Annotated in this window: 2 protein-coding genes; both read left to right on the top strand. The window is 41.1% G+C overall.

The features are described 5' to 3' along the window. Positions 1 to 131 precede the first annotated feature (131 nt). Complete coding sequence (locus DBR11_RS13465; protein WP_108553189.1) at positions 132 to 2,357, top strand: penicillin-binding protein 1A; 2,226 nt, start codon at positions 132 to 134, stop codon at positions 2,355 to 2,357. A gap of 30 nt (positions 2,358 to 2,387) precedes the next feature. Beyond that, entirely contained in the window at positions 2,388 to 4,184 is a 1,797-nt protein-coding gene (gene uvrC / locus DBR11_RS13460) for an excinuclease ABC subunit UvrC (protein WP_108553188.1), read from the top strand. Positions 4,185 to 4,205 lie beyond the last annotated feature (21 nt).

Here is a 4,205-nt window from a genome sequence, read left to right as displayed (position 1 = left end):
GCTAAAACAGATCATGAAAGTACCTGAGAATATTTACAGTACATTCATCATCAGTAAAGAAAACTTTGATAAATTAAAAAATAAGGACCTTCTAAACAAATACATAGAGTTCTACAAAAACAATTATTGAAATGAGTCAAACCCTTACCTCAACAGATATCAAGAGATATAATCTAACCATTTGGAAACTCCTGATTGGTGGTATTATATTATTTGCACTGTTCATTATCTCCATTGGTTTCGGGGTTTTTGGCACTTTACCATCGTTCAGAGACATAGAACATCCAAAAAGCAACCAGGCCACTGAAATTGTCGCAGACGACGGAAGGGTGATCGGAACGTACTTTGTACAAAACCGTTCCAATGTCACTTACCCGCAAATTTCTCCAAATGTGATCAATGCTCTGATCTCTACAGAAGACACCCGTTTTAAAGAGCACTCAGGAATCGATTTTACCAGAACCTTTACCATAATTTTTTACAATCTGGTAGGTAAAAAACAAGGGGGAAGCACAATTACACAACAACTTGCACTGAACTTGTTCTCAGAAGAAGGCCGCCAGAAGAATTTCTTTAAAAGACTAATGCAGAAATTTCAGGAATGGGTGATCGCTGTTAAACTGGAAAGAAATTATACAAAAGAAGAAATCATTACCATGTACCTGAATACAGTTGATTTTGGGAATCAGGCTTACGGAATCAAATCAGCAGCAAGAGTATATTTCAACACCACCCCAGACCAGCTAACTGTACCCCAGGCAGCCACCCTTGTTGGCTTGCAAAAAGGGATCACCAGATATTCTCCAACCCGAAATCCAGACCGTTCCATTGCCCGCCGCAATACAGTAATGTCTATGATGGTGAAAGCCAATCTGCTTACACAGGAACAGTACGATACGGAGAAAGAGAAACCACTAGGTCTTAAATTTAATGCAGCAACGGTAAATGATGGAATTGCACCTTATTTCCGTGCAGTCTTAAAAAACGACATCAAGAAAATTTTCCAGGATCGTTCAATCCTTAAAGCAGATGGTACGCCTTATGACCTCGACAGAGATGGCCTTCGGGTAATTACAACACTCAATTATGATATGCAGGTCTATGCTGAAGAAGCCCAGAAAGAGTATATGAAAATCCTCCAAGCCCAATTTATGGCCAGCTGGAAAGGGAAAAACCCTTTCAAGGATAAAGAGCTACAAATTGAACAGGGCATTAAAAGATCAGATCGTTATAAAGCACTGCAACAGGAAGGTAAAAGTGAGGAAGAGATCAAAAAAGATTTCAATACCCCTACCCGTCTGAATATTTTTACCTGGAAAGGAGACATCGATACACTGATGAAACCCGTTGACTCGGTAAAATATTACAAAATGCTTTTACGTAATGCAATGATGGTGATGGATCCTCAAACCGGCTATGTCAAAGCCTGGGTTGGAGGAATTAATTACCAGCACTTCAAATATGACCAGGTGAAAATGGGTACACGTCAGGTAGGTTCTACAGCTAAACCATTTACCTATGCCGTTGCTATAGACAATGGCTACTCCCCTTGCTATACGGTGATGAACGAACCCGTAAGCATTGATGTACCAGGTGGAAAACCCTGGGTACCCAGATCTTCAGGAACTTTACCAGGAGCCATTACCCTTCAAAAAGCCCTTGCCTACTCCCAAAACTATATTGCAGCTTACCTTATGAAACAGGTTGGACCAACTGCTGTAGCTGCATTGGCTAAAAAAATGGGAATTACTTCAGATGTCCCGGCATATCCTTCCATTTCCCTTGGCTCCTTCGATGCCTCGGTATACGATATGGTAGGCGCCTATAGCGTTTTTGCCAATAAAGGCCTTTGGACAGAACCGACTTATATATTGCGTATTGAAGATAAAAATGGTATCGTTTTATATGAGAAACACCCAAGTGTACACCCCGCACTAAATGAAGAAGTGGCTTATGTGATGACCCGTATGCTTCGTGGCGTAGTACTTAATGGTACAGCGTCGCGATTAAGCTATAAATACGGCATCAAAACCCCGGTTGGAGGTAAAACTGGTACTACTCAAAACAACTCCGACGGATGGTTTATGGGTATTACACCTCAACTTGTTGGTGGTGTATGGACAGGTTGCGAAGACCGTGCTTTCCATTTCATCAGTACCCGTGAAGGAGAGGGTGGAAATACGGCATTACCCATCTTTGCCGGCTTCCTGAAAAGGGTTTATGCCAATCCAAAGCTCAAGATCAGAAAAGATGATTTTGATGTCCCTAAAAATGGTGTTTCCATAGTATATGACTGTAACCAGTACCAGCAGCCAGATCAAAACAAAACCGAACTGGATGAGAAATTAGGTTTCTAATCGTATATTTTTTTCAAAAACTGATTATAGATGAGTGCTTTTGACCATAAAAAGGCCTTGGCCGATATCCCACATAAACCTGGTGTTTACCAGTATTGGGATGCAGAAGGCACCCTGATCTATATCGGTAAGGCCAAAGATCTGCGCAACCGGGTGGGATCCTATTTTATACAGGACAACCAGCTTAACGGAAAAACCAGGGTTTTGGTTTCCAGAATCAGGAAAATCACCTTTACTATTGTCGATACAGAGATTGATGCCTGGCTGCTTGAAAACAGTTTGATCAAAAAGCATCAACCAAGGTACAATATCATGCTGAAGGATGATAAAACCTATCCCTGGATCATCATTAAAAAAGAACCTTTCCCCAGGGTTTTCTGGACCCGGAAAATGGTGAAGGACGGTTCCACTTATTTCGGACCTTATGCTTCTGTAGGCATGATGCACACCATTCTGGATCTGATCAAGGAAACATACCCTCTCCGAACCTGTAACCTTCCTTTAACCCGGCCAAATATAGAAGGCGGAAAATTTAAGGTTTGCCTGGAATACCAGATTGGAAATTGCAAAGGTCCATGCCAGGCTTACCAGCTGGAAGAAGATTACAACCAGAATATTGAAGAAATCAAAGACATTCTTAATGGAAAGATCGGTAATGTAATCAAAGACGTTAAACAGATCATTAAGAATGCGGTTGAGGAACTCAATTTTGAATATGCACATCATTATCAGAAAAAACTGCATGTACTGGAGAAATACCAGAGCAAGTCTACAGTGGTAAACAGCTCCATTACCAATATTGATGTGGTGAGCATTGCATCAGATGAACGCTATGCATTTGTAAACTACCTTAAGATTATGAATGGAAGCATTATTCAAACCCAAACCATTGAGATCAAAAAACGGTTGGACGAAACAGACGAAGAACTGCTGACTCTGGCTATTACCGAATTCAGGACAAAATTCAACAGTACTTCCAAAGAAATCATCGTCCCTTTTGAGATCAAACTCAGCGATGCAGGACTCAAATTTACAGTTCCCAAACTCGGAGAAAAAAAGAGTCTGCTGGAACTTTCACAAAAGAATGTTCTGTTTTTTAGAAAAGAGAAACTCAACCAATATGAGAAACTCAATCCCGACCTTCGTTCTGAGCGTATCCTGACACAAATGCAAAAAGACCTGAGGCTGACCAGACTCCCACATCATATTGAGTGTTTTGACAACTCCAATTTCCAGGGCAAGTATCCTGTATCGGCTATTGTCGTCTTTAGAGATGCCAAACCCTCTAAAAAAGACTACCGCCACTTCAATGTCAAAACCGTTGAAGGTCCAAATGATTTCGCCACGATGGAGGAGGCTGTTTACAGACGATATAAACGCATGTTGGAAGAAGAACAGCCGTTACCTCAACTCATCATCATTGATGGCGGTAAGGGTCAGCTATCCTCTGCCATGAGCAGCTTAAAAAAGCTTGGTATAGAAAAACAGGTTACCGTTATTGGGATTGCCAAAAGACTGGAAGAATTGTACTACCCGGGAGACAGTTTCCCACTTTATCTCGATAAAAAATCAGAAACACTAAAAGTGATCCAGCAACTTCGTGACGAAGCACACCGTTTTGGAATTACTTTTCACAGAAAGAAAAGAGATCAGGGAACCCTGAAAACAGAGCTGGAAAGTATAGAAGGTATAGGTAAAACGACCGCAGACAAACTGCTTCGCCACTTCAAATCCGTTAAACGGATTAAGGAGGCTGAAGAACAAGAACTATCCAAGGTACTTAATAAAAGCCAGGTCAAAACGCTTTTAGCTTATTTCAATAAATAAAAAAGCCCCGGTCAGAAAACC

It is taken from the genome of Pedobacter sp. HMWF019 (assembly GCF_003061025.1).
GTDB lineage: Bacteria > Bacteroidota > Bacteroidia > Sphingobacteriales > Sphingobacteriaceae > Pedobacter.
This window is presented reverse-complemented; position numbering and strand designations above follow the sequence as displayed.

Excerpts from the sequence above, each read along its gene's own strand:
- DBR11_RS13465 (WP_108553189.1), top strand. The coding sequence starts at position 132 with ATGAGTCAAACCCTTACCTCAACAGATATCAAGAGATATAATCTAACC.
- uvrC (WP_108553188.1), top strand. The coding sequence starts at position 2,388 with ATGAGTGCTTTTGACCATAAAAAGGCCTTGGCCGATATCCCACATAAA.